Source organism: Actinomadura meyerae, assembly GCF_900188445.1.
Classification (GTDB): Bacteria; Actinomycetota; Actinomycetes; order Streptosporangiales; family Streptosporangiaceae; genus Spirillospora; species Spirillospora meyerae.
The window spans coordinates 1-5,171 of record NZ_FZOR01000087.1; the positions used below are offsets into that span (position 1 = coordinate 1).

Annotated in this window: 2 rRNA genes; both read right to left on the bottom strand. The window is 58.6% G+C overall.

From position 1 onward, the window contains the following. Positions 1-2,997: ribosomal RNA gene (locus tag CHF16_RS38900) — 23S ribosomal RNA — on the bottom strand; the annotation flags it as partial. A gap of 437 nt (positions 2,998-3,434) precedes the next feature. After that, positions 3,435-4,952 (bottom strand): 16S ribosomal RNA (locus CHF16_RS38905). Positions 4,953-5,171 lie beyond the last annotated feature (219 nt).

Here is a 5,171-nt window from a genome sequence, read left to right on the forward strand (position 1 = left end):
GGGTGGGAGAACTCATCTCGAGGAAGGCTTCCCGCTTAGATGCTTTCAGCGGTTATCCCGACCGAACGTAGCCAACCAGCCGTGCCCCTGGCGGGACAACTGGCACACCAGAGGTCCGTCCGTCCCGGTCCTCTCGTACTAGGGACAGACCCTCACAATTCTCCTACGCGCGCAGCGGATAGGGACCGAACTGTCTCGCGACGTTCTAAACCCAGCTCGCGTGCCGCTTTAATGGGCGAACAGCCCAACCCTTGGGACCTACTCCAGCCCCAGGATGCGACGAGCCGACATCGAGGTGCCAAACCATCCCGTCGATATGGACTCTTGGGGAAGATCAGCCTGTTATCCCCGGGGTACCTTTTAGCCGTTGAGCGACACCACTTCCACACGTAGGTGCCGGATCACTAGGCCCTGCTTTCGCACCTGCTCGACACGTCCGTCTCACAGTCAAGCTCCCTTGTGCCCTTACACTCGCCACCTGATTGCCAACCAGGCTGAGGGAACCTTTGGGCGCCTCCGTTACACTTTAGGAGGCAACCGCCCCAGTTAAACTACCCACCAGGCACTGTCCCCCACCCGGATACACGGGTGCGGGTTAGACGCTCAAAACGACCAGAGTGGTATTTCACCAACGACTCCACCGACACTGGCGTGCCGGCTTCACAGTCTCCCACCTATCCTACACAAGACGCTCCAAGCGCCAATGCCAAGCTGTAGTGAAGGTCCCGGGGTCTTTCCGTCCTGCTGCGCGAAACGAGCATCTTTACTCGTACTGCAATTTCGCCGGGCCTGTGGTTGAGACAGCGGGGAAGTCGTTACGCCATTCGTGCAGGTCGGAACTTACCCGACAAGGAATTTCGCTACCTTAGGATGGTTATAGTTACCACCGCCGTTTACCGGCGCTTAGATTCTCAGCTTCGACCCCCGAAGAGATCTAACCGGTCCTCTTAACGTTCCGGCACCGGGCAGGCGTCAGTCCGTATACAGCGTCTTACGACTTCGCACGGACCTGTGTTTTTAGTAAACAGTCGCTTCCCCCTGGCCTCTGCGACCCCACCCAGCTCCCGCCGCAAGGACGTTCACCAGACGAGGCCCCCCTTCTCCCAAAGTTACGGGGGCAATTTGCCGAGTTCCTTAACCACAGTTCACCCGATCGCCTTGGTATTCTCTACCTGACCACCTGAGTCGGTTTAGGGTACGGGCCGCCAGTACACTCGCTAGAGGCTTTTCTCGACAGCATGGGATCACTCACTTCACCTAAAACGGCTCGGCATCAGCTCTCAGGATACGTGAGAGACGGATTTACCTATCTCTCTCCCTACAGCCTTACCCCGGGACAACCATCGCCCGGGCTGAGCTACCCTCCTGCGTCACCCCATCACTCACCTACTACCCCCTCGGGTCGACCGCTAGGCCTGAAAGGAGCCCGAAGGCCCCAACCAGGATTCGGGGTCTTAGCATCAGAGGGTTCAGCGTTGGCGCATACCAGCGGGTACGGGAATATCAACCCGTTGTCCATCGACTACGCCTGTCGGCCTCGCCTTAGGTCCCGACTTACCCTGGGCGGATTAGCCTGCCCCAGGAACCCTTGGTCATCCGGCGCACACGTTTCTCACGTGTGACTCGCTACTCATGCCTGCATTCTCACTCCCGCAGCCTCCACCACTCGATCACTCGGCGGCTTCACCGGCTACAGGACGCTCCCCTACCCATCAACACCTAAAGTGTCAATGCCACGGCTTCGGCGGTGTGCTTGAGCCCCGCTACATTGTCGGCGCGGAATCACTTGACCAGTGAGCTATTACGCACTCTTTCAAGGATGGCTGCTTCTAAGCCAACCTCCTGGTTGTCACGGCAACTCCACATCCTTTCCCACTTAGCACACGCTTAGGGGCCTTAGCCGATGATCTGGGCTGTTTCCCTCTCGACTACGAAGCTTATCCCCCGCAGTCTCACTGCCACGCTCTCACTTACCGGCATTCGGAGTTTGGCTGACGTCAGTAACCTTGTAGGGCCCATCAGCCATCCAGTAGCTCTACCTCCGGCAAGAAACACGCGACGCTGCACCTAAATGCATTTCGGGGAGAACCAGCTATCACGGAGTTTGATTGGCCTTTCACCCCTAACCACAGGTCATCCCCCAGGTTTTCAACCCTGGTGGGTTCGGGCCTCCACACCGTCTTACCGGCGCTTCACCCTGCCCATGGCTAGATCACCCCGCTTCGGGTCTACAGCATGCGACTCAAACGCCCTATTCAGACTCGCTTTCGCTACGGCTACCCGCCACCGGTTAACCTCGCCACACACCATAACTCGCAGGCTCATTCTTCAAAAGGCACGCCATCACGAACAGGAGCAAGCTCCTGAGGACGCTCTGACGGCTTGTAGGCACACGGTTTCAGGTACTATTTCACGACCCCTCACCGGGGCACTTTTCACCTTTCCCTCACGGTACTGGTCCGCTATCGGTCACCAGGAAGTATTCAGCCTTACCACGTGGTCGTGGCAGATTCACACGGGATTTCACGGGCCCCGTGCTACTCGGGAACACACCCAAGAGACACCGCAGTTTCGTCTACCGGACTCTCACCGTCTACGGTCGGCCTTCCCATGCCGTTCGACTACCACGATATTTTGTAACTCTTCGACCCAGCGGCAGCTGAATCAGGATGGTCCCACAACCCCGCACACGCAACGCCTGCCGGCTATCACACGCGCACGGTTTAGGCTAATCCGCTTTCGCTCACCACTACTCACGGAATCACTATTGTTTTCTCTTCCTGCGGGTACTGAGATGTTTCACTTCCCCGCGTTCCCACCAACCTGCCTATACATTCAGCAGGCGGCGACACCCCATGACGAGTGCCAGGTTTCCCCATTCGGAAATCCCCGGATCAAAGTCTGGTTGCCGACTCCCCGAGGCATATCGCAGGCTCCCACGTCCTTCATCGGCTCCTGATGCCAAGGCATCCACCGTATGCCCTTAAAAACTTGAACACACAAAACGATCAAAACAAATCGCAGACAAACAACAACACCACAAAGACCTCACGGTCCTCGCAATCTCATCGTTCGCCAGAGATGCTCGCGTCCACTGTGCAGTTCTCAAAAAACAACCGGGCCCACCAGCGCCGCCACACCCGTTGCAGGTGATGCGGCGGCTGGTCCCGCAGTCCGAGGTCACCCGGGCTCGCGCCCGTTCCCTCAGGACCCAACAGCGTGTCCAACCCACCACCCACCCGACACCGTCGTTCCCACTCCCCCGCAACCCGAAGGCCACAGAGGCGGTACTTGCCGGCTCACACGAGCGGTGAGCTGAGTAACCAGTGCTCCACATCTATGAGCAGCCACCTGACGAACATTCGCCGTCAACAGCAGCCACCGACTCGAACACCCTGAACCAGGGTCGATCCGAGCCAGTATGTGCTCCTTAGAAAGGAGGTGATCCAGCCGCACCTTCCGGTACGGCTACCTTGTTACGACTTCGTCCCAATCGCCGGCCCCACCTTCGACCGCTCCCCCCATTGCTGGTTGGGCCACGGGCTTCGGGTGTTGCCGACTTTCGTGACGTGACGGGCGGTGTGTACAAGGCCCGGGAACGTATTCACCGCAGCGTTGCTGATCTGCGATTACTAGCGACTCCGACTTCACGAAGTCGAGTTGCAGACTTCGATCCGAACTGAGACCGGCTTTAAGGGATTCGCTCCACCTCACGGTATCGCAGCCCTCTGTACCGGCCATTGTAGCATGTTTGCAGCCCAAGACATAAGGGGCATGATGACTTGACGTCATCCCCACCTTCCTCCGAGTTGACCCCGGCGGTCTCCCATGAGTCCCCACCCGAAGTGCTGGCAACATGGAACGAGGGTTGCGCTCGTTGCGGGACTTAACCCAACATCTCACGACACGAGCTGACGACAGCCATGCACCACCTGTCACCGGCCCAAAAAGGACCCCGCATCTCTGCGGGATTTCCGGCGATGTCAAGCCTTGGTAAGGTTCTTCGCGTTGCGTCGAATTAAGCAACATGCTCCGCCGCTTGTGCGGGCCCCCGTCAATTCCTTTGAGTTTTAGCCTTGCGGCCGTACTCCCCAGGCGGGGCGCTTAATGCGTTAGCTACGGCGCGGAATCCGTGGAAGAACCCCACACCTAGCGCCCAACGTTTACGGCGTGGACTACCAGGGTATCTAATCCTGTTCGCTCCCCACGCTTTCGCTCCTCAGCGTCAGTACAGGCCCAGAGAACCGCCTTCGCCACCGGTGTTCCTCCCGATATCTGCGCATTTCACCGCTACACCGGGAATTCCATTCTCCCCTACCTGCCTCTAGTCTGCCCGTATCCACCGCAGACCCACGGTTAAGCCGTGGGCTTTCACGACAGACGCGACAAACCGCCTACGAGCTCTTTACGCCCAATAATTCCGGACAACGCTTGCGCCCTACGTATTACCGCGGCTGCTGGCACGTAGTTAGCCGGCGCTTCTTCTGCAGGTACCGTCACGTTAGCTTCGTCCCTGCTGAAAGAGGTTTACAACCCGAAGGCCGTCATCCCCCACGCGGCGTCGCTGCGTCAGGCTTCCGCCCATTGCGCAATATTCCCCACTGCTGCCTCCCGTAGGAGTCTGGGCCGTGTCTCAGTCCCAGTGTGACCGGTCGCCCTCTCAGGCCGGTTACCCGTCGTCGCCTTGGTAGGCCATCACCCCACCAACAAGCTGATAGGCCGCGAGCCCATCCCCAACCGAAAAACTTTCCACCGACACTCCATGCGAAGGCCGGTCGTATCCGGTATTAGACCCAGTTTCCCGGGCTTATCCCAGAGTCAGGGGCAGGTTGCTCACGTGTTACTCACCCGTTCGCCGCTCGAGTACCCCCGAAGGGGCCTTTCCGCTCGACTTGCATGTGTTAAGCACGCCGCCAGCGTTCGTCCTGAGCCAGGATCAAACTCTCCATTAAGGTCCACACGACCAACCAGCGGGGCGAACCGCCGACCGGCCAAACCTTGAAGAAAATCCCAGCATCACGATCCCGAAAGATCGCATTGCCTCAAAGAAATCCCCACCATCCCCGAACGAGGATGGCCACGGGGCGACTCAACCCTCCGAAGAGGACCGAGCCGATAAAGGCACTGGCTTTTAACACGCTGTTGAGTTCTCAAGAAACGGACACCCACCG